The sequence below is a fragment of the Vibrio sp. 2132-1 genome (assembly GCF_033344315.1).
On the sequence record NZ_JAWPON010000016.1, the window covers coordinates 30,564 to 51,254 of the forward strand.

19 protein-coding genes are annotated in these 20,691 nt (G+C 44.6%); 6 read left to right on the forward strand and 13 right to left on the reverse strand.

What is annotated here, in order from left to right; genetic code table 11:
* Window positions 1-29 precede the first annotated feature (29 nt).
* The 13 genes from R8N47_RS17615 to R8N47_RS17675 all read right to left on the reverse strand — a co-directional run bounded on the left by R8N47_RS17615 (window position 30) and on the right by R8N47_RS17675 (window position 16,604).
* Window positions 30-1,391, reverse strand: a complete 1,362-nt coding sequence (locus R8N47_RS17615; RefSeq protein WP_318070348.1) for a TRAP transporter large permease — start codon at window positions 1,389-1,391, stop codon at window positions 30-32.
* Between the two features lie 3 nt (window positions 1,392-1,394).
* Window positions 1,395-2,069, reverse strand: a complete 675-nt coding sequence (locus tag R8N47_RS17620) for a TRAP transporter small permease (RefSeq protein ID WP_318070347.1) — start codon at window positions 2,067-2,069, stop codon at window positions 1,395-1,397.
* A 71-nt stretch (window positions 2,070-2,140) separates the two neighbouring features.
* The gene (locus tag R8N47_RS17625; RefSeq protein ID WP_213964238.1) at window positions 2,141-3,139 is read right to left on the reverse strand and encodes a TRAP transporter substrate-binding protein; all 999 of its coding nucleotides are present in this window, start codon (window positions 3,137-3,139) and stop codon (window positions 2,141-2,143) included.
* A gap of 212 nt (window positions 3,140-3,351) precedes the next feature.
* Window positions 3,352-4,821, reverse strand: a complete 1,470-nt coding sequence (locus R8N47_RS17630; protein WP_206970935.1) for a protein adenylyltransferase SelO — start codon at window positions 4,819-4,821, stop codon at window positions 3,352-3,354.
* Between the two features lie 176 nt (window positions 4,822-4,997).
* Complete coding sequence (locus tag R8N47_RS17635) at window positions 4,998-5,810, reverse strand: sugar transporter (RefSeq protein ID WP_262665599.1); 813 nt, start codon at window positions 5,808-5,810, stop codon at window positions 4,998-5,000.
* 172 nt (window positions 5,811-5,982) lie between these two features.
* Window positions 5,983-8,967, reverse strand: a complete 2,985-nt coding sequence (locus tag R8N47_RS17640; protein ID WP_318070346.1) for a M6 family metalloprotease domain-containing protein — start codon at window positions 8,965-8,967, stop codon at window positions 5,983-5,985.
* A 356-nt stretch (window positions 8,968-9,323) separates the two neighbouring features.
* Entirely contained in the window at window positions 9,324-10,691 is a 1,368-nt protein-coding gene (locus R8N47_RS17645; RefSeq protein WP_318070345.1) for a TrkH family potassium uptake protein, read from the reverse strand.
* On the reverse strand, window positions 10,688-11,350 hold the full coding sequence (locus R8N47_RS17650) for a potassium channel family protein (protein ID WP_005388291.1): 663 nt from the start codon (window positions 11,348-11,350) through the stop codon (window positions 10,688-10,690). Before R8N47_RS17650 ends, R8N47_RS17645 begins: the two co-directional genes overlap by 4 nt.
* A gap of 249 nt (window positions 11,351-11,599) precedes the next feature.
* Window positions 11,600-12,808 (reverse strand): DEAD/DEAH box helicase, encoded by a 1,209-nt coding sequence (locus tag R8N47_RS17655; protein ID WP_005382264.1) that lies wholly within the window; start codon window positions 12,806-12,808, stop codon window positions 11,600-11,602.
* A 99-nt stretch (window positions 12,809-12,907) separates the two neighbouring features.
* A complete protein-coding gene (locus tag R8N47_RS17660; RefSeq protein ID WP_318070344.1) occupies window positions 12,908-13,648 on the reverse strand; it encodes a transglycosylase SLT domain-containing protein in 741 nt (246 codons plus the stop codon).
* 210 nt (window positions 13,649-13,858) lie between these two features.
* On the reverse strand, window positions 13,859-15,103 hold the full coding sequence (locus R8N47_RS17665) for an NAD(P)/FAD-dependent oxidoreductase (RefSeq protein ID WP_054865735.1): 1,245 nt from the start codon (window positions 15,101-15,103) through the stop codon (window positions 13,859-13,861).
* A 7-nt stretch (window positions 15,104-15,110) separates the two neighbouring features.
* Window positions 15,111-16,178: a class I SAM-dependent methyltransferase gene (locus R8N47_RS17670; protein WP_053307501.1), complete on the reverse strand. Its 1,068-nt coding sequence runs from the start codon at window positions 16,176-16,178 to the stop codon at window positions 15,111-15,113.
* 27 nt (window positions 16,179-16,205) lie between these two features.
* Window positions 16,206-16,604 carry a hypothetical protein gene (locus tag R8N47_RS17675; RefSeq protein ID WP_005382272.1) on the reverse strand — a complete coding sequence of 133 codons (399 nt, stop codon included), beginning with the start codon at window positions 16,602-16,604 and terminating at the stop codon, window positions 16,206-16,208.
* A 76-nt stretch (window positions 16,605-16,680) separates the two neighbouring features.
* On the opposite strand from R8N47_RS17675, the gene R8N47_RS17680 reads away from it, so the two are divergent.
* Genes R8N47_RS17680 through R8N47_RS17705 form a run of 6 tightly spaced genes read left to right on the forward strand, consistent with a single transcriptional unit; the run spans window position 16,681 to window position 20,685 of the window.
* A complete protein-coding gene (locus tag R8N47_RS17680) occupies window positions 16,681-17,409 on the forward strand; it encodes a beta-ketoacyl synthase chain length factor (RefSeq protein WP_054865733.1) in 729 nt (242 codons plus the stop codon).
* Complete coding sequence (locus R8N47_RS17685; protein WP_064353718.1) at window positions 17,406-18,173, forward strand: lysophospholipid acyltransferase family protein; 768 nt, start codon at window positions 17,406-17,408, stop codon at window positions 18,171-18,173. The genes R8N47_RS17680 and R8N47_RS17685 overlap by 4 nt, the downstream gene beginning before the upstream one ends.
* 13 nt (window positions 18,174-18,186) lie before the next feature.
* On the forward strand, window positions 18,187-18,447 hold the full coding sequence (locus R8N47_RS17690) for a phosphopantetheine-binding protein (protein ID WP_005382278.1): 261 nt from the start codon (window positions 18,187-18,189) through the stop codon (window positions 18,445-18,447).
* A 15-nt stretch (window positions 18,448-18,462) separates the two neighbouring features.
* On the forward strand, window positions 18,463-18,720 hold the full coding sequence (locus tag R8N47_RS17695; protein ID WP_005382279.1) for an acyl carrier protein: 258 nt from the start codon (window positions 18,463-18,465) through the stop codon (window positions 18,718-18,720).
* Window positions 18,720-19,280, forward strand: coding sequence for a hypothetical protein (locus R8N47_RS17700; protein ID WP_025766967.1), 561 nt, complete (start codon window positions 18,720-18,722; stop codon window positions 19,278-19,280). The genes R8N47_RS17695 and R8N47_RS17700 overlap by 1 nt, the downstream gene beginning before the upstream one ends.
* Window positions 19,281-19,284: 4 nt before the next feature.
* Window positions 19,285-20,685, forward strand: a complete 1,401-nt coding sequence (locus tag R8N47_RS17705; RefSeq protein ID WP_042523999.1) for an AMP-binding protein — start codon at window positions 19,285-19,287, stop codon at window positions 20,683-20,685.
* Window positions 20,686-20,691: the final 6 nt, after the last annotated feature.

Consider the following 20,691-nt stretch of genomic DNA (forward strand, 5'->3'; position numbering starts at 1 on the left):
TTTTGTTTTTCTTCAAATATCTGGTGCCATTATTTAGTGATGATTTCTGGCCCCATCAAGGTCGTTGGTAACCAAGTCGACACCCATGGCACGTACGTTACAATAATGAGGAATAGGAACATCACCGCCACCCATGGCAGTGCGGCTTTTACGACATTCATCATCGACATTTTGGCGACACCTGCAGTAACAAACAAGTTAAGCCCAACAGGTGGTGTTATCATACCTATCTCCATATTCACCACCATCATAATACCTAAGTGAATTGGGTCGATCCCCAGTGCTATCGCAATCGGGAACACCAGTGGTGCAACAATGATCAATAAGCCTGATGGCTCCATAAACTGACCACCAATCAACAGCAATACGTTCACCACAATCAAGAAGGTGATTGGTCCTAGACCAGCTGACATCATCGACTCTGTGATCATTTGCGGGATGCGTTCTTCCGTGAGAACGTGCTTCAAGATTAACGCATTGGCAATAATGAAAAGCAGCATGATGGTGAGTTTACCCGCTTCATACAGCGTGTGTTTGGTGTCTTTATGAACGAAGGTTTGGAAGATTTTAACGAGCGCAGGTTTAGTGTTTTTCTTGTCTGCAAATGGCCCCATGTCCTGGTATACAAAGTTGGCAATAAAGAACGAGTACACAGCAGCAACTGCAGCGGCTTCTGTTGGGGTGAAAATACCGCCATAAATACCACCGAGAATGATCACCACCAGCAACAAGCCCCAGCTTGCATCCTTAGCTGCATCAAACGTCTCTTTCCAACCGACAAATGGTTGTTTTGGCAGGTTCTTAATACGGGCCGCAATATAGATCGCTATCATCAACATGACACCCGCTAGCAAACCGGGAATCACACCACCGAGGAACATACGTCCAACTGATACATCGGTCGCGGCAGCGTAAACCACCATAACGATAGACGGCGGAATCAAAATCCCTAGCGTACCTGCGTTACAAATTACGCCGGCCGCAAACTCTTTTGAGTAACCGTTTTTGATCATACCTGCGATAACAATACTACCTATGGCAACAACCGTTGCAGGTGAGGAACCTGACAACGCGGCAAACATCATACACGCTACAACCGAAGCCATCGCCAAACCGCCGCGGAACCAGCCTACAATGGCAATGGCGAAACGAATGATACGCTTTGCTACGCCACCCGTCGACATAAAGCTTGAAGCCAATATAAAGAATGGAATAGCCAATAGCGTGTAGTGGCCCGCGAATGCATTAAACAGCGTTTGAGCAACTGACGCTAAAGAGGCATCCGAATGCATTAAAAGGAAAAGAACACTGGAAAGGCCCAGCGAAATAGCAATTGGCACGCCAACCAGCATAAAGCCAATTACCATCAAAAATAGAAATAAGATATCCATGGCTTATTGCTCCTTGTTTTTAGCGTCTTGCGAGGCCTTTGGAGCCATTACGTCTTCAGCGTCGCTCATCTCAGCTTTAAGAGATTCGAGCTCTTCCTCCGCTTCATGTCCTGCAATCAAGCGATCGAGCTTACCAGTAGCGATTTGCCACGTGACTTGAACAAATCTAGACGTTAGTAGCGCCATTCCAAGTGGCAAAGCGAAGTAAGGAATAAAACGTGGCAGCTTTTCATAACGCTCTCCCTCATTTAACCAATCGGCCATGAACTGGAGTATTTCAGGCATCGGAATATCGTCCGTTTCATACCACGCTCGGTCAGTAGCGAACGGATACCAGTAGTTCCAAGCGCCAATTAACAGCAAAATAGAGAAGGCTAAGCAACACATTGCTGCAAAAAGCGCCAGGGCTTTTCGTTTACCTTCCGGAACGATGTTAATAATGACATCGACACCAATATGAAAGTGTTTTTTCACACCATAAGATGCGCCAACCAACACCATCCATGCGAACATGAAAACGGTGAGCTCAAGCGCCCAAAGAATATTGTCGTTAAAGACATAACGAAAGATGACATTGGCAAAGGTCAGCAAGGTCATGGCACCCAAGAAGAAAGCAATCAAAGTCTCTTCAATGGCATCGGTGATTCGTCCAGCCTTGGCAAAAAAAGTCTGTTCCATAATTACATCACGTCGTCTGTAGGGGGGAAAGAGCCCCCTCTGTTTGAGAGGGCTAAATGTGCTAGGTGTTATTATTTTTGGTTAGACGCCAAAGCGGCTTCGATTAGGTCAGAACCAATGTCTTTTTCGAACTTCTTCCATACTGGTTGAAGTGCAGTGATCCATTCTTGACGCTGTTCTGGCGTTAGAGTACGAACCACACCACCTGCTTCGATGATATTGTTCTTATTCGCAAGGTTTACTTTGGTTGACTCAGCATTACGCTGCGCAGTTACCTCTTGAATAATGGTATTTAACTGCTCGCGCTGATCATCTGGTAGGTTTTCCCAGAAGTCGTTTGACGTCACAACTAAGTAATCCAGAATTCCGTGGTTCGTTTCCGTAATGCCATCTTGAACTTCGAAGAATTTTTTGCCGTAAATGTTTGACCAAGTATTTTCTTGACCATCAATAACCTTGGTTTGCAAGCCGCCGTAAACTTCTTTGAACGACATTTTTTGTGGGTTAGCACCTAGCTGCTCAAACTGAGCAACGAGTACATCAGAGGCTTGAACACGGAACTTAAGTCCTTCAGCATCAGTTGGAGAAATGAGCGGCTTGTTGGCTGACATTTGCTTCATGCCGTTATGCCAAAACGCAATGCCTTGTAGGCCACGACGTTTCATTGAATTTTTCAGCTTTTCACCCGCTTCCGAGTTTTGGAAACGGTCAACCGCGTCGACATCATCGAACAAGAAAGGAAGATCGAAAAGGCGGTACTTCTTGGTGAATTTCTCAAACTTAGAAAGAGAAGGAGCAGCGAGTTGAACATCACCATTCAGTAGCGCTTCCAACACTTTGTCATCATCATAAAGAGTTGAGTTAGGAAACACCTGCATACAGACTTTACCGTTCATCTCTTCGTTGACGCGCTTTTCAAGTAACGAAGCCGCGATGCCTTTAGGGTGTTTGTCCGCATTCGTTACATGGCTAAACTTGATGACCGTTTCACCCGGGTCACAATTTGCGGCAGCATTAAAACTGGTAACAGCAAGTGCAGAGACAGATAGTAGAGTTAGAGGCTTAAACATTATTATTCTCCTTGTTGAATCACATCCCATCCCGTCAATGAGTAACTAGGTGTTAGGCGATGGGTACGGATGTTCAACAAAGAGCAATTAATGGACCATGTTAAAATTTATATGTATTTCAATAAATTAACATAGCCCATTAACATGAATCCGAAGTGTAACGAGTGAATTCCACCCAAGAAAAAGATACAAATGGGTGGGAAATGACCCATTTATGAAGAACAGCTTATCTCCATTTTCTTCCCCCATTCCGGCGGCAATTTCGCGTAATCATCAAACTCGGGTTGCTCATCAAATGGGCGTTTTAACAGTTCGGCCAATCGGTGTAATTCGCTAAAGTCCCCTTCTTCCGCTTTATCAATCGCCAACTGAGCCAAGTAGTTACGCAAGATGTATTTGGGATTGGCTTGACGCATCTGTTTGCAACGCTGTTCGGTTGAAATCAGGCCCCCTAGTTCATCAACCTCTAGCTCACACCGAGCTAAGTACAGATCAAGCCAAGCTCGCGCAGCTTCTCGGTCGAGAAATAAATCGATTACGGCTTGGGAAGGCGCATTATCAAGGTTTGAGAGTGTTCTGAAGAAGCGAGTGTAGTCCGTTTTGTTCTGGTGAAGAAGCTCAAACATAGCTTCAAACAAACGCCCGTCTTCCGCTATCTTAGTTTTTAAGCCCAACTTCTCACGCATGAGGCGGCTGAACTGCTGGCTTAAATGAACTTCAAATTGACTCAACGACGATTCTAAATCTTCTCGTTCAACGAGTGGCGATAACGCATGCGCCAGTGCTGACAGGTTCCAAAGCGCAATTCTAGGCTGTTGATCAAATGCGTAACGACCCTGGTAGTCTGAATGATTACAAATGTATCCCGGCTCATAATCATCAAGAAAGCCAAACGGACCATAATCAAAAGTTTGCCCAAGAATTGACATGTTATCGGTATTCATCACGCCATGCGCAAAACCAAAAGCTTGCCAATATGCGATCATCTCGGCTGTTTTAGTCACGATGGCGTCAAACATCGCGGCATATGGTTTCTCCGCCGATGCACAATCAGCAAAGTGCCACTCAATCACCTTATCCGCCAACAGCTTCTGCTCTGCTAACTGGTTGGTGTAAAAGAAATGCTCAAAGTGACCGAATCGAACATGGGTTTCAGCCATTCGAAGTAACAAAGCGCCCGATTCCGTTTTTTCTCGATAAACAGGTGTATCACTGACCATCATACCGAGAGCACGTGTCGTGGGAACCCCAAGGCCCGCCATGGCTTCACTGCACAGGTACTCACGGATAGTCGAGCGTAATACCGCTCGCCCATCCCCCATTCGCGAGTAAGGCGTTAGCCCTGCACCTTTGAGGTGAAGATCAAACCAAGTACCATCCTGATGCTCAATTTCTGCCAACAGTAATCCACGTCCATCGCCCAAATCTGGGTTGTAAACGCCAAACTGATGGCCTGCATATTTCATCGCAAGAGGACGAAATTGTTCGAATTCACTTAGCCCAGAAAAAACCGCCAATAACTCATCGTTTTGCTCTGCTGGTAAACCAAACTGCTGTGCAAACTCACCATTCCAAGCGACCCAGCGAGTGTTGTCCAAGGGTTGTGGCTCGACCAACGTATAGAACGCTGACGGTAATTGACTAAAGCGATGGGTGAAATTAACCCGTTGCCAAATGGACATGTAGGGTTCCTTAATAAAAAGAAGTACTGTTGTGAGTATACGTGTGAATGTCCCTGTCATTCAGCCATGAAATGGACATGGGTATTTTGCGTGAATAACGCGAAGGCGGCAGGAAGGTATCAACCTGCCGCAGACCATCTCCTAAACGGAGGTATCATGTAAAAACGATCAAAGGGTTAAGCGGAAAATTCTTCACCCGTTTTTGGTGGCTGTGATGGCGTATCAAAACGAGCGCGTTCGATATCCACTACCGTTTTATAGCTCAACGATAACAATGCCAGCTGGTACGCGCCAAAAATACCATAGGCCACACCGACGAGGCTCAACATAAAGAGATTCGTAAAGTGGCTAAAGATCAGCTGACTGAGCAAGCCCGCACCCAATGGAATTAGTCCCATCAAAATGAATACTTGTTTGTTGTATGGTCTGCTCTGGTTCCACGAACGAAGCAAGCTTCGCGGCTGATGATCCATTGCTGTCGCTGGCAACACAAATGACCATCGCGCCATTACCCAATAGCCAGGAATGCTTGCAATCGTTGTGATAATAGCCATAGCAACAAAGTCGGCTTCACCACTTTCTGCAATGTAGATAAACGACAACACAAAGATCGGGATACCAATAACGAGCATCATCATCAGTCCAAACAGTATCCACCAGCCTATGAAACGGAATTCTCGAGCTGACAAACGACATACATCCAACGCCGAGTGCATGTAATCGCCGACTAAATAAATTCGATGCACACGCACAGCCGCCATAGCGGCAACAAGTGAGTACAAAATAATTGTGACGAAATAAAATCCTGAGACATTGCCTTCTTGAACGTTCGCTTGATCTTGCCCCGTCATTTCAGGATACATAAAAGCAAAAATTGAGTGCACGATAATCAACGGAATACAAGCAATAACAATTGCGAGTAGATTCCTTCTGACCATCACTGCCGCTTCTCGGCATATTTCCGAAACAGAAAAGCCCTCGGTAGACATATAACATCCTTAGTTCATAAAAATCGGCCCCTAGGGTAACCGCAGAGTAGAAAAATCGCTTTAAAAATAATGAGAAACACATCTCATAAGATAATGAGAACGAAACCAAAATAAATCAGATAAAAAATAAGCCACTCAATGTGAGTGGCTTATACCGCAATTCAATACCGTTTTAGACGCGACGTCGCCAGCCTAATGTTGCAAGTAACATCAAAGCCCAATAAGAAACACTGCCGCTACCTTCAGAGTTCTTGAATGTCGTTGTCTTCAAAGAAGCAACAACCGTCACGATAACTTCACCCGTAGCAGTGGCACCATGACCGTCTGAAACCGTATATTGCAGCTTGATGCCGTCAGTAGGGCTATCCGGTGCTTGAAAACGGATTTTGCCATTCTCTACACTCGCACTTCCCACACCCGTTACGTTCTGTACACTTTCTACAACCAGTTTATCGCCGTTCACATCCGAATCATTGCTCGCTACATCAATCAGAATACTTTCACCAACGGCAACGGTCGCCGTATCTGCAAGCGTAAGTGGCGCTGCGTTTTTCATGGTTAAATCGACGGTAGCACTGGACGTTTCATTACTAGGATCAGTCACGGTTAAACGGAATGTCAGAACCTCACCAGCTTTTGCACCTTGAGGCACCGTAAAGCTTGTGCTAACACTGGTGGCATTGCCAAGAGAAACTGAAGTGCCAGCCAACTGCTCCCATTTATAACTCAACACATCACCATCAGCATCCGTACTATTTAACGCAGACAACGTGACTCGCTGCCCAACCGTCATGTCTTTATTATCAACATCAATCACAGCCACTGGCGCTTCGTTGCTGCCAAGCACTTCCACCTGCACATTCACGATTGAAGATGAGTACGCACCATCAACCGACAACAAACGATATTGGAAAGTGTCCAGACCAACGAAGTTAGCTTCAGGTTGGTACTGGTTGCCAGAGATGGTGCCGTGCTCAGGCTTCTGCACAATGTCCACATTGAACTGATACCCTACCGCCATGAAATCATTGTCCATCAGGTTCAGTTTGATTGGCGTATTTTTATTGGTTTGTAACGAATCAGATTTCGCTTCAACCAAGTTGCTCGCATCCACATTTAATAATGCTGCAAACGGAATATAAGAGAACCCGGCTTTTTCTAGACCAAACGTGCCAATCTCACTGTAATCACCAGTCCACATTACAGGTAGGGAGGCTTTTTCAGTTTTTAGCAAGCGACCGAAATCAAAGTTTGCATCAAATTGACCGCCTTCCAATTCAACGACCAATAAATGCTGACCCGCACTCAATTGGCTTGGTTGGGGGAATAAAATTCGAGATGACTTTTGGAAGTTACCTTGCTGTAAAAGCTCAGCGTTGTTTTGATTCAATATTAATCGATAGCCAATGTTTCCAGAAAATGGGAATCGCCAAACTCGATAAGTCATGTCACTTTGAGCGCTATCTCTTTGCGCGTAAAGTTGAAGACCATCAAGCTCTGTATCACTATTCAAGTCCAGTGACACCGCCAGAGTGTTACTCCCACTCGCGTACACATAACCTTGATGAAGAGAGTTCAGCCATGCTGATTTATTTGGTTCGTTTGTATGCTCAAGAGAAAAGCTACCGCCGTTGGTGTTGCTGGCAATGTTGGAAATACGAACCCCAGTATCAAACCCTGTGATCGCTCTCAGACCCGGGGTCGATGTATCTGAAATGACATCGCCACCATTAGGGTATAAATCGTCAGCGTCACTCCTACCATCATTTTCTAACTCATTCAGACCATCAGCCTGCATGATTTGAACCTGCATCGCGCCAACATCATTAAAGCGGTTCTGGACATTGACCGACGTCGCTAGGATACCTTCAGCCGCCAATGCTCGGTCGTAACCGCTAAAGGTGCGATTTTCCAAGTAAATACGTGGACCAAACTCTTTCAAGTACGGGTCGAGATACACCAGCTTGACATCGTCGTTGTTCACAGAAATAGGCGCTGGACTTTCATGAGTTACCGTTGGTACAACAAAACCAGCAGCGTGTTTGCTCCATGCACTCATGTTCACCGGAGTGTCACCAGCGTATGAATCTCCCGGTTTCTGCGCCCATGAACCGCCACCCATCACGCCCCAAGAGCCGATCGAGGCATCACTGTTCCTTGCGTACAAATCCGGTAAGCCAAGCATTAAGTGGCCAAGCTCATGTACGATCACGCCCAAGGTCGCTTGATGATCAACTTGATAGTCAGCGAACACACAATAGTCTGTGATCTTTTTACCATCTAGTGTGACATCATCGTGAGAGAATTTGTGCGGCCAAATAGCAGGACGGTTGAGAACCCCTGTTGAACGATCGCCCCCCGCAAAAATAAACATGACAGAGAGTTCTGACGGTTCTACGGTACCATTTTGATTGCTGTCGTAGGCCGAAAGATTAAAGTATGGATCCAGTTTTTGATAAGCCTCGGTGAAAACCGCATTCAACTTGGCGGTGCATGTCTTATCAGTAGAACTAGAGTGACAGTTAGGGTGGCTTTGTGCCACAGTCACATCTATCACACCGTCATTGGCGGTGCCGTAACTCTCAAGTGCAGGAACAACTTTGAATTTACCTTGAGAGTTTTTATCAAAGTAATCCACAACGCTTTGACCATTGGTATTAAATACGCGTTGCTCAAAATCATGCACCATTGCTTGGTCATCAAACGAAACTTGCACAACCAATAGGGGCTGCTGCTTCACCGTTGAACTGCTCATCGCCTGGTAACCTTGCGCCGAACGCAGTAGGTTTTTTCGTGCCATCGGCTCAATGGTTTTTAGAGAAGATAATTGCGGTTTAACTTGTAAATCCGGGCGAAACCTCGCCGACTCAGGTGGCTCACTCGACTGCGTTTTCACCACACCTGTCGAGATCAATATTGGCGTGTCTGACTCGCGCTGAATCTGCGCGAAAAACCAAACGCCGTCTTCCTGAAGTAAGGCATTGCCCTGCTTATCTTCAAACCAGTGGAAATCTGCCGTTCCACGTAGAATTGCCTCACTGGAGCTACCATCGCTCAACGCAATAGTATGCCAGACCGGTGATGGCGGAGTAGTTGCCATGCTCTTCCCTGCAAGAAGCGCAGTTAGCATAGCCATGGCGAGTGTGTTGAATTTCAAAGTACGGCTCCATCTTTTCGATTCGTTTAATACCAAGCACAGCCAGTACACAATAGCCCATAAACATAGAATGAAGTTGAGTGGCTAACGACTAAGGCTGGTATCAATTCGCTCAGATAACACAATATTATTTAGCATCACGTTACAAAAGCGTCGGATGCCCAAATACTTTTGTAAGTGTGGCTTCCGAGGGTATAAATTGAGTGAATGAATAGTATCGAAACAAAAGGAAGAAGGAATAAACTTCTGCGACTTTGTAGATAAAATTGGGCAACGTCCCACATATTTTATAAATGTACGAGCACTGCTATTAATCAGTGCTCGTTATGGTCGGTGGGGTGCAGATAAACGCTACTTTAACCTGTAAGAACGGCGTCTTCTGGGTACTTGATTAAGGTAGGTTCAGGGCGGGCTAACATGTAGGCAAGCGTGAGTGGCCCGATACGACCAATGATCATCACCACGATCATAATGTACTTGCCAGGTTCAGAAAGCTCTGCCGTCAAACCAGCGGTAAGTCCTACCGTCGCAAATGCGGAAATGGTTTCAAACATGACCTGATCAAAGCTTGCCTTCTCTGTGAGCATCAATAAAAACATCGCGCTCGTCAGAATGGCGCCGCTCACAACGATAATTGCCAATGACTTAGTCACAGTTTGCCAATTTATGGTTCGCTTAAACATAACCACATGTTTCTTTTGGCGTAAAAAGGTCCACGTAGCCATAAACGCAACAGCAAATGTGGAAACTTTAATACCGCCCCCCGTTGAGGTGGAACCCGCTCCAATTAACATCAGAACAATCATGACCAGTAAGGCCGGCTGGGTAAACAACGCCAAGTCAACACTATTAAACCCTGCCGTTCGCGCACTCGCAGATTGAAAGAATGCCGCCAACCATTGCCCTGTTGCAGGTAAAGACGCCATTGTGTTTGGGTTGCTTCGCTCAAGTAACCAAAACATCATCGTTCCGACTAAGAGCAATATCGGTGTCGCAATCAGCATGATTTTGGTGTGAAGATGCAAAAAGTGGAAACCTTTGCGCCAGTTTAGCCAGATGTCACCCACAACAGTAAAGCCAAGCCCGCCAAAAATGAATAGCCCCGCCAGTGTAAAGATAACCAACGGATCATTCACAAAGCTCATCATACTGTCAGAAAACAGCGCGAACCCAGCGTTGTTAAATGCAGAAATTGCATGAAACAAGGCGTAAAACATACCAGTCTTCCAGCCCATTTCAGGGACCCAGCGGATAGAGAGAAAAATAAACCCGATCGTTTCTGCAACAAGCGCGAAAACAACAATCCGCTTTACTAGTCGGTTTAGATTGACTTGCCGATCTTGCCCTAATGCTTCTTTCGCCAGCGCTTGTTGACGCAAACTCAAACGCACGCCGAACATATAGAGTAAGACCGCCGACAACGTCATCTGCCCCAACCCACCGATTTGCATTAAAAACATCAGCAAGATTTTACCCGCAAGCGTAAAGTGTTGCCCAGTATCGACAACACCAAGCCCTGTCACACTAATAGCGGACGTTGCGGTAAACAAAGCATCCGTTATCGACAGGCCCGTGACAGAAAAAACTGGCAAGGTTAGCAATACCGCAGAAGGCAGTAAAACACCGAGAAAACTGAGCAATATAATTCGCGGTTCGTTGCCTTTCGCTTTCTCTTGTTTACCATCTGGTGCGTAAAAAACACCTTTCTGATGAAAATACGTCATAGCGATTTTAATTTATTTGCTAGCGCATCTTGAGGGCCGACCACAATAATTAGGTCACCAATTTCTAGTGTGGTATTAAGGTCAGGTGCCTTGGTAATTTCTGGGCCCCGTTTAAACCCTAGCACTTGCACGCCATCGACTTTGCACAGAGCCAAATCACTTAGTGTCTTACCCATCCAACGAGAGCCAATCACAAACTCCGTCATAGCTAAGCCACTGCCTAATGGGTGGAACTCAAGAACCCGTTTATCGAGCATTTTACGCGCGACACGTATTCCCATGTCACGCTCAGGCATGATAATGTGGTCTGCGCCAATTTTTTGCAGAACACGAGCTTGGAAGCGGTCGTTGGCTTTAACCCATACTGACTTTACTCCCGCCTCTTTAGCAATCAATGTCGCAAGAATACTGGCATTGACATCCGCTCCGATGGCAATCATCACCATGTCGTAATCATCAAGTTTGAGCTCAGCAACCGTCTCTTCGTGAGTACAGTTAGCCACAACCGCCTGACTAACAAAACTGGCGGCTTCTTTAACTCTGTCTTCGTTGATGTCAACGGCTAAAACTTGAGCGCCTGAATCTTGTAACTCTTTACACACTGCCAAACCAAATCGGCCAAGACCAATAACGGCGAATTGCTTATCACCTGTTTTCATTTGTGCCCCATCTTATGCATTCATTAGCAAGCAAAAAAGTTTGCGCCCATTCCTTACCTTGTGCAAACCTGCGGACAGATAATTGACAAAAGCTTAACGCACCTTGATTCACTTTACGTGTTAAGCGTATGACACTGATTAACTTTTTCCTCATTACCGAATAGAAACCGTCGCGATGGCTACATAATTGGATGCCTTAAAACGCAAAAAGCCGCAAGAATGCGGCTTTTAGATCATGGGATAAACTGGCTATTTTGATTCGCGCTTATCGTGCGGTTTACGTTTATTCTTAGGCACGTAATTTAAAATTGAAATTGGTACTGGCTTTCTTGGCGCAAAACCTTCAATTTCCACTCGCTCTAGCAAGTGCCCTAAACGACTTTCAATCATGCAGAGGTTCTTAAAGTCGTCTTTTGAAACCAGTGATATCGCCTCACCTTTCGCGCCAGCACGACCTGTACGACCAATACGATGTACATACTCATCCGCTGGGTAAGGTAAATCGTAGTTGATGACAACTGGCAGATTATCAATATCAATACCGCGCGCAGCAACGCCGGTTGCGACTAAGTACTGGATTTCACCCGCTTTAAACTTTTCTATTAATTCCTGGCGAACACGCTGATTACGGCCACTGTGGAATGCTTCTGCCACAATGCCACGTTTCTCAAGTTGGCTTACCAGTTTGGCTGCGCCGTGTTTAGTTTCAATAAATACCAGTACTTGCGACCAGTCATTTTCTTTAAGCAAGTGACTTAACAGCGACGACTTCATGTCTTTATCGACGGTCGTGATCCACTGTTTAATATTTGATTTTGAGGCACTGTGCTTTGCAATCGTGATCTCTTCAGGATCAATAATCGCATTTTTCGCCAAGTCACGAACAGGGTTAGATAACGTCGCTGAGAACAGCAAACTTTGCACATGTTCTGGCATACAGTCGACGATTTTGTCGATCGCATCGATGAATCCCATATCCAACATTTTGTCGGCTTCATCAAGCACTAGCATTTCCACTTCATCAAAGTGAATCGCGCGTTGACCGTACAGATCAATCAAGCGCCCAGGCGTGCTTACCACAATATCGACACCCTCGATCAAGGCTTGTTTTTGTGGTGCATAATCCACACCACCAAACATCGCCATTGAGCGTAATGGTAAGTTTTTACCATAAGCTTCAATACTTTGATGAACCTGAAGCGCAAGTTCGCGTGTTGGCGTTAGGATAATCGCACGAGCGCGTTTTTTACGTTGCGTTTCGCCTCGACTAAGCTTTTCTAAGATTGGCAGAACAAAACTGGCCGTTTTACCTGTGCCCGTTTGCGCTGCTGCAATTAAATTGCGGCCACGCAATACGATTGGAATGGCTTTTTGTTGGATAGAAGTGGGTTTTTCATAACCTAGCGCTTTTACTGCATCAGCAATCGATGCGCTTAAACCAAGCTTAGAAAATGGCATAGAAAGGTCTCAACAGAGGAAATGGGCGCGTAGTGTATCAGAATCCCCGTGAAGTAACAGGAGGATTCATGCACGAAAAACTAGGAACATGACACAATCTTAGCCCATGAAATTGGGCTGCAAACCTTTTTCTAATTTTTGCCTCACTTTGTAGGAAACATCATTAAGCGTGATTTTCCCCGTGTTGTGGCGATCGATACCTGCATTCTGTCGATAGGCAATTGAGCCTTGTCTGAACAAAACGAAAGACGGCGGTTTACCAATCGCAACAGGGTAGAGAATGGCCATGTAAGCATCTTCTAAGCTATTAATTTTATTTCGATAGGGCCAATAGTACGCTTTCACATAGTCAAGTTGTTCAAGCGCGCTCATTCTCGCAAGAGTCTTTGTGTTCACTCCTAATGATTCTGCGGTAGAGGGCATAAATTGAATTAACCCTGTAGCCCCGCTTCCGGAGCCATTTTTGATGCTTGGACTGAAAGTTTCAGCAGTTTCAAATGCCATGCACGCCATAAGATGATTAGGATTGATCTTTAGCTCTTTACTAATACGGATGACTTTAGATTTGAACTCTGGAGAAACTTTGCCTCCCCACGCTACCGCGTTCTCGGGATCTGCAATCGAAGAGACCGTTGATGCGTCATGTTCTTCGACAATTTTAGAAAGTAGAGGAAGCGTTTGGCGTAGTCGATGGCTCGAACTCACCAAGCGAATTGATTTGGTAAGAAACTTGTCTTTTTTTTGGTGTAGTTTTTGGAACTTTACTAACTTATACAGTTGCTTATAAACCGTTTTCACAACGAAGCCGGATGTAGGGAACACTCCCAGAATGTAATCCATTTCCTACAAATTTAATATAAATATCAGCAACAGGAATTCTAGATGTGATCAATGTCACCATAAAAATTCTCAAATTCGATACACACCGATGTAAGTGGTCAATGTGTCTCCAACACGCTAGAAGTAAAAGTAAAGAGGCATTAAAAAGGTCTTACTAATTTTTTGGTAAGACCTAGGTTTACTGATTCTCGGATAAGCGAATGTATATTCTTACAGTTCAGCTTCCCGAACCAGTTCTGCAAGCGTCGACAAACGCTGCTCACTTTGTTTTACGTAAGGATTATTCGTATCCCAAGCATATCCAGCCAAAATCGCACTAATCATCTGTTTAATACGTGGGTTCGGGTTTTGATAGAAAATCACATCTTGCAACGTGCCGTTGTACCAGCCTTCCACATAAGTGCGGAATGTGTTCACTCCCACCATTAAGCGTTGCGAGTACTCTTCTTGCCAATCAACCTTTTCACCATTCAGCTGACGAACCACGCAGTCCGCTGCAAACTCTGCCGATTTCATGGCGATAGTGACACCCGATGAAAATACAGGATCAAGAAACTCACCAGCATTACCAAGCAACGCGTAGTGCTCTGTCGCTAAACGTTTGACGTTAGCAGAATAGCCACCCAACTCGCCTGCTGGATTCGGGTAATTCGCATTTCGCAATAAAGCAGCCAAACCCGGCTCTTCATTGGCTAACTGCTGCAACGCTGCAATCTTATCTTCTGGGTATTGTTCGAAAAATTCTGGCTCACCCACCACACCAAACGAACAAGTACCATTAGAGAATGGGATTAGCCAGTACCATACGTCGTGATTTTCAGGATGAACTGAAATTAAAATTTTGTTGCGATCGTATTCCGGCTCTTGGGGAGAGATATGATCTTCGATATGGGTAAAGATCGCTTTTCTAGGCGGAAGACAAGAAGGTTCTTCTAGCTCCAACAAGCGTGGCAAAACACGCCCAAAGCCACTTGCATCCAGCACAAAATCTGCTTCGATTTGATAAGCCTTCTTATTTGAGTCGAGCACTTCTAATCGAGACTTTTTCCCTTCAAACGCTAGGTTGAGCAGTTCATGCTGATAGCGAATCTCTACGCCTTGCTCTTCAGCGCTATCTGCCAATACTTTATCAAAGTTGGCACGTTGAACCTGAAACGTCGTGCCCGGTCCTGGCGTGTATTTGTTTGTAAAGTCGAACTGGGTGTATACACCATGACGACGAAATGCAGCACCATCTTTATACTGGAAGCCAAACTGCTTTACTGCATTGGTCATTCCTGCTTGTTCAACAACTTCCATACATGCAGGGAGTAGGCTTTCTCCTATGGAAAAACGTGGAAAAGTCGCTTTTTCTAAGACAACAACATCTATGCCACGCGATTTTAATAACGCAGAAACGGTTGAACCTGATGGCCCCGCTCCTACGACAACAACTTGCTTGAGCTCTGTTTTCATTCTGAATTTAGTTTGCTTGTAGTTTTAATAAGGTATGACCAAGGCCAATATTGTCGGTTCTTTCAACGACAGATAAACCTGCCGCTTCGACAATTTCTAAGAAATCATCACTGCGATAAAAGCGACTATTACCGTTAGCTAAACAGGTAAAATAAAGAGAAGTGGCATTAAGGCTATAGGAAGCTCCCGCGTATTTTTGAGCATCCCAAAACAGCTCCAATACGTAAATAGTATCTCCCTTCGTTAACTGGGCTTTAACTTTTTTAAGGATATTGAGGATCTCAATTGGGGAAAAGCAATCCAAGAACTGGCTCATCCACCAAACGTCAGCATGCTCCGGCAATGTTTGTGCTTTATCAAGCATGTTTGCAGGGTATGGACGTACACGCTCGACGAACTGGTTTTCTGAAACATTCTTCATCGCTACTTCTAATTGCTGCGGTAAATCAACAATCGTCACTTGAACGTCAGGGTCATGTTTACAACACTGAATCGCCCATTTTCCCGTATTTCCGCCAATATCCACAAGATGCTTTGGCTTGCTTGCAAATACCTCTTTAAGCAGAAGTGGGAACGAGCGATCCGAATAGAAATGATCGAACTTAAACCAGCTCTGTTTGGCTTGTTCTGGTAACGTCGATAGACCTTGATAGATGGTCTCCCAATTGCCCAACTCTTTCAAACCTGACGGTTTACCTTCTTGAATTGCTTCCGTCAAATGCATCATCGCGGCGTAACAAACATCTGCCGTAAAATCCATATTTGCATTCGTCATACCATCATGAAGAAGGTAAAAACCAAGGTTTGCAAGCGAATAGTTAGGTCGTTCCCATAAAACAATATGCGCACTAATCGCCATATCCAACAGTACTTTAACACCATATTCTGATACTCCCGTTTTCTCGGCAATATCTGTGGCACTCATGCCTTGTGCGCCAGCGCTGTCTAAAGCGGCTAAAATACCTAAATCTCGAAGCGTTTTGGCGGTCTGGAACACGATTGGTGCAAAAGATAACTTCTGAGCTTCTGTCTTCGCTTCAAAAGCATTAAAAGGGTCATTATTTTGATTTAACACGGAAAAACCTAACTGCAATTAATAGTTTTATTGTTGAGATTGATTGCCCAACAATGCAATAGCTCGCTGAATATCAACATTCAAGTTGTTTACCCAACGATTGTAATTGCGGTGGATTTTGCCATCACTTGCTTTGAGATTTACTGAGTTGAGATAAATAATTGAGTAATATTTATTATTGTATGGGATTTTTACTTCTGCAGAGTGTTTACGAACGTGGATTTTTGCAATAAGAACACCAGGGCTTACTTCTTCGATCGTCCAGCCTCGGTTAGTTGCTGATTGCACTATGGCCATTTTTACTTGTTTATTTTGAAGATCATAAGCAACTGGAGTATCCTCCACATTCATTACAGGTTGTACTCGTCCACAACCAACAAGAAGCAAAGTTAATAATAACGAGACATACAGCTTAAAACGCGACATGATAATTTCCTTTTTATTGTGAATTTGGGTCAACCCCAATTTGTATCGAGCTGTAAAATAAACAATTTAACCCAATATGCCAAACTCGAAGATCAACATTTCGTTCAATATTGATGCGTGGACAGCGAATTCATTCGGTTTATCCGAATCCAATGAATGGAAACAATGGGCAACAGAGATAAAATGGCCAGAAGATGGCAAAATCAATGTTGCAAATATTCCTGCGATGATGCGCAGAAGAATGAGCCCACTCAGTAAACTGGCGGTACAAACTGCAATCGAAATGCTTAATCAACATCAAGTTGATTACCTTGTATTTTCAAGCCGTCATGGTGAACTGCATCGCAGCGTCGCACTAGTTGAAGATATAATTAATGGAGAAGAGGCGTCTCCGATGGCTTTTTCTCAATCGGTGCACAATACCGCCGCAGGGCTTGCCACTATCGCAACTAAACAACCCATTCCCCTAACTTCTATCGCTGCGGCAGAAAACACATTCCAAAGCGCAATATTAGAAGCATGGCTGTTTTTGTCCGACAATCCTGACAAAAAAGTACTGCTTGTTGATTTTGATGAGCCTATGCCTGACTCTTATTTAGAATATGAAAACCAACAATACCAAGGGTTTGGACTTGGCTTAATACTTTCTCATGGAGACAATTTCGCGATACAAAGCTCCATAAACGCAGAACGTTCCGGTCATCCTCTTCCTCAAGGTTTAGTATTTTTGCAACAATACTTGTTAGATAAAAGCCAGTGGACTATTTTCGCTCCGCATCAAGCTTGGGAATGGCACAAAAAATGATTCACTTAAATCAGTATTGGCGTGTGCTAGCAACAGGCTTTTGTTTTTCAGTATTTGGGTTAGGTGGTTTAGTACTGAGCTTCATTGTTATTCCGACCATTCGTATTTTTGTTTCAGACCAAACGGAACGCGAATATAAAGTTCAGGGTGCGATTCGATATTCATTCAACACATTTTGTAAATTGATGAAGTTGAGTGGCGCAATCGATTATCAAATTATTGGTGCCGATATTCTTCAACAAGATCGTAATTGTTTAATTGTTGCCAACCACCCTAGTTTAATCGATTACGTTCTCATTGCTTCACAATTAAATCGCTGCGACTGTTTAGTAAAATCGGCAATATGGTCGAATCCTTTTATGAAGCACATCGTAAAAGCAGCCGGATATATTCCCAATGAAGCACCGGATGATTTATTAGCACTTTGTGATGAACGATTTAACAAAGGCAACGTGTTGCTTATATTTCCTGAAGGAACAAGAACAACACCAGGTGTAGAGCCGAAATTACAACGCGGTGCAGCACAAATTGCGGTAAGAACAGAACGAGATTTAAGAGTTGTCCATATTACGGTAACGCCAAGTTTCCTCACAAAAGAGAAAAAATGGTATCAAGTACCGGCAACAAAGCCCTTTTTCAGGGTTGAAGTTAAGGATAAAGTTGAGATTACCCCCTTTATAAAGCAAACTACGTCGCCGACAATAGCGGCGCGACGCTTACAACAGCACCTAGCTGAAAACATTTTTCCAGAAAACTTTTATTAATAAGCAGGTCCCAGTGGAACAGTTACACAACGACATTAAGCAACTTATTATTGATGCTTTAAACCTTGAAGATTTAACCGTAGATGATATTGAAACGGATGCACCACTTTTTGGTGATGGACTTGGCTTAGATTCTATCGACGCGCTTGAGCTTGGACTCGCAATAAAAAAACAATACAACATCGTTATTGATGCCGACGACTCAAATACGCGCGAACACTTTGCGTCTGTAGCAAATCTAGCGAAATACGTTTCTTCTCAAACTAATGAATAAGTTGTAGGTATATTCATGACTGATGTAAATAAAGATCAAGTATTTGAACAAGTTAAAGATGCGCTTGTTGAGCTGTTCGAAATTGACGCAGCCGACATTCAATCAGATGCGCACTTATACCAAGATCTCGATCTTGATAGCATTGACGCCGTTGATTTGGTCGTACACCTACAGAATGTCACTGGCAAAAAAATCAAGCCAGCAGAGTTTAGTGCAGTAAGAACCGTTGACGATGTGGTTAACGCTGTCACTGAATTATTGAAGGAAAGTTAATGCGCCAATTGCTGACTGGTCTGTCTGCAATTGTACTGTTTGCCTACCCCTTCGCCGTCTATTTCGGTATAGATAAATTTGGCTTGAACTTAGTTGGGGGCTTGTTAATTGCTGCGTTACTTTTGCGTGTTTTCGTCGCAAATAAGACCCCACTAAAAGAGTTTAAGTTCTTGGCGCTCGTTACGGGCGCTGTTGGCATTGTCCTAATTACGCTTGGCATGGTGTTTAAACAACATGGGTGGCTTCAGTTTTACCCTGTCGTTGTCAATGTATGTATGCTGTGTGTGTTTGGACTGAGCTTAAAACAGCCGCAATCGATCATAGAGAGGCTTGCTCGCTTGCAAGAACCCGACCTTCCGGCTAGTGGCGTGGCTTACACTCGCAAAGTGACGATGGTTTGGTGCGCCTTTTTTACGCTCAACGCTGCCGTTGCACTCTATACCTGTTTCCTACCAGTAAAAATATGGACGCTTTATAACGGCCTCATCAGCTACTTACTTGCTGGTGGCTTGTTCGCTGGAGAATGGATCGTGCGTCAATTTGTTCGAAAGGAACACTAATCGTATGAATACAACGTATTCGAGCTTTACCTCCCTAGCGACCTTGTTCATCGCGGAGAGGTCTGAGCAATCCCCAGTCTCTTACGATCGCGATACGGTTATCACGTGGGGTGATTTCCAACAGCACGTCGCAACACTTACTCAACAGCTAGAAACCCAACCAACGCAAAACATTGCGTTGTGTTTTGGCAACAGCTACCTGTTTGCCGTTGGCTTTTTTGCTTGTTGTTATGCAGGAAAATCCATTGTATTACCTGGTAATTACCAACCAGAAGCACTCAAAGAGCTCAGTGAGCACTACGATTTGTTGCTGCATGATGCCGATGTCTCGGCTCCAGAACTCGTGAGCTCGCTTTTGATCGAAGCTCAATCATTGCTAGAAACCACCGTGATTAGCGAGCCAGAGGCCAAACAACCTTATTTTTGGCGTGAATTAAACCTGGCAGAAATACCAGTAACGCTATTTACTTCGGGTTCAAGCGGCACACCAAAAGCCATTGCAAAAACGCTGAAACAGCTCGATATCGAAGTTGCTATTCTAGATAACCTGTGGGGCGACACGGTTGCCAGCACACGCGTTGAAAGCACCGTTTCTCATCAACACATTTACGGCTTGCTGTTCCGCGTATTGTGGCCTTTGTGCTCCGCACGTCCATTTTCAGCACACAACCTTGAGTTCCCAGAGCAAATTGTCCATCACGCTGATGCTGACACCACGCTAGTAAGCAGCCCTGCGTTACTAAAACGACTCAGTGAAGAGCACAATCCGGTTGCGATTCGGTGCGTATTTTCTTCTGGTGGTCCCTTGCCAAACCAAGCCGCGCAGCACAGCCAGTTGTTGTTTGGGTCACTTCCTATTGAAGTTTTTGGCAGCACAGAAACCGGCGGCATCGCTTACCGTCAGCAGCACGAAGCCAGTACTCCCTGGACGTTATTCCCTGGTATTGAAGCCGAGCTTAACCATGAAAATTGTTTAAAGCTCCGCTCGCCACACATTGATGAAAACACTTGGTACCAAACTGCGGATGAATGCTATTTCCATGATAGTATTTCTTTTGAATTGCGTGGACGCACTGACCGAATCGTCAAAGTCGAAGAAAAGCGTATTTCCCTTGTCGAAGTGGAAAAACGTTTAGAGCAATTGCCGTGGGTTCAAGAAAGCGTGGTGATCCCAATGGAAGAATCTGGTCGCCTCACGTTAGTCTCGATCATCGTACTTAACGATCAAGGCAGCGATGTGCTTAATGAACTTGGTAAAGGCAAATTTTGGCTTGAGCTTCGCAAGGCACTGCGCAATTGGCTAGAACCGATCGCTATCCCGAGAAAATTCCGAGTGGTCGACGAAATTCCATTGAACAGCCAAGGCAAACGCCAAGTTGCTGAAATTGAAAAACTATTCCAATAAAGCTAG

Coding starts and splice junctions, on each gene's coding strand:
- R8N47_RS17660 (WP_318070344.1), bottom strand. CDS start 13,648: ATGGATTACATTCTGGGAGTGTTCCCTACATCCGGCTTCGTTGTGAAA.
- R8N47_RS17635 (WP_262665599.1), bottom strand. CDS start 5,810: ATGTCTACCGAGGGCTTTTCTGTTTCGGAAATATGCCGAGAAGCGGCA.
- R8N47_RS17615 (WP_318070348.1), bottom strand. CDS start 1,391: ATGGATATCTTATTTCTATTTTTGATGGTAATTGGCTTTATGCTGGTT.
- R8N47_RS17625 (WP_213964238.1), bottom strand. CDS start 3,139: ATGTTTAAGCCTCTAACTCTACTATCTGTCTCTGCACTTGCTGTTACC.
- R8N47_RS17675 (WP_005382272.1), bottom strand. CDS start 16,604: ATGTCGCGTTTTAAGCTGTATGTCTCGTTATTATTAACTTTGCTTCTT.
- R8N47_RS17650 (WP_005388291.1), bottom strand. CDS start 11,350: ATGAAAACAGGTGATAAGCAATTCGCCGTTATTGGTCTTGGCCGATTT.
- R8N47_RS17705 (WP_042523999.1), top strand. CDS start 19,285: ATGAATACAACGTATTCGAGCTTTACCTCCCTAGCGACCTTGTTCATC.
- R8N47_RS17620 (WP_318070347.1), bottom strand. CDS start 2,069: ATGGAACAGACTTTTTTTGCCAAGGCTGGACGAATCACCGATGCCATT.
- R8N47_RS17645 (WP_318070345.1), bottom strand. CDS start 10,691: ATGACGTATTTTCATCAGAAAGGTGTTTTTTACGCACCAGATGGTAAA.
- R8N47_RS17630 (WP_206970935.1), bottom strand. CDS start 4,821: ATGTCCATTTGGCAACGGGTTAATTTCACCCATCGCTTTAGTCAATTA.
- R8N47_RS17685 (WP_064353718.1), top strand. CDS start 17,406: ATGATTCACTTAAATCAGTATTGGCGTGTGCTAGCAACAGGCTTTTGT.
- R8N47_RS17695 (WP_005382279.1), top strand. CDS start 18,463: ATGACTGATGTAAATAAAGATCAAGTATTTGAACAAGTTAAAGATGCG.
- R8N47_RS17680 (WP_054865733.1), top strand. CDS start 16,681: ATGCCAAACTCGAAGATCAACATTTCGTTCAATATTGATGCGTGGACA.
- R8N47_RS17665 (WP_054865735.1), bottom strand. CDS start 15,103: ATGAAAACAGAGCTCAAGCAAGTTGTTGTCGTAGGAGCGGGGCCATCA.
- R8N47_RS17700 (WP_025766967.1), top strand. CDS start 18,720: ATGCGCCAATTGCTGACTGGTCTGTCTGCAATTGTACTGTTTGCCTAC.
- R8N47_RS17655 (WP_005382264.1), bottom strand. CDS start 12,808: ATGCCATTTTCTAAGCTTGGTTTAAGCGCATCGATTGCTGATGCAGTA.